The sequence below is a fragment of the Desulfovibrio sp. An276 genome (assembly GCF_002159665.1).
GTDB classification, from domain to species: domain Bacteria; phylum Desulfobacterota; class Desulfovibrionia; order Desulfovibrionales; family Desulfovibrionaceae; genus Desulfovibrio; species Desulfovibrio faecigallinarum.
This window is the reverse complement of the sequence record NZ_NFJC01000099.1, coordinates 1-536: the sequence shown is the minus strand read 5'-3', so window position 1 is coordinate 536 and position 536 is coordinate 1. Positions and strand designations below refer to the sequence as shown.

The following is a 536-nucleotide window of genomic DNA, read 5'->3' as shown; positions in this document are numbered from 1 at the left end:
GCTATATGATTGTCAGCGAAAACAATGCCGGCCAGTATTATCCAGACTACGCCAGGAATCACCCTTTATTCACCAAGGGCATGCGCGTAGTCAGCGATTCTACTGTATCGCGCCTACTGTCCGAAATCACAGACGATCAGATATTGACTTTCCTCGATGGCTGGAATGAGGGCCAAGACCATCGGCAGCGTGTCTACATCTCTTACGATTCCTCAAACAAAAACATCCAGGCAGGTGAACTGGAGTTAGCTGAATTTGGCCATGCCAAGGATGACAAGGGAGTTCCCATCATCAACATCTCTCTGGTTTTCGACAAAAACAATCGTGTTCCTTTGTTTTATGAGGAATATCCAGGTTCAATAAACGATGTGAGCCAGCTGCAGTATCTTATTGACAAGGTACACAGCTATAGATACCGAAATATTGGATTTATTCTCGACCGCGGTTACTTCAGCCGAAAAAACATTGAGTACATGGATGCGATGAATTTCAGTTTTCTTATGATGGTAAAAGGCTGTAAGCAGCTAGTTTCACAG

The 536-nt window shown here is 44.2% G+C and carries 1 protein-coding gene; it reads left to right on the top strand.

From position 1 onward, the window contains the following. The coding region (locus B5F76_RS14380; RefSeq protein ID WP_144268526.1) for a transposase at positions 1-536 on the top strand (536 nt) is incomplete at both ends.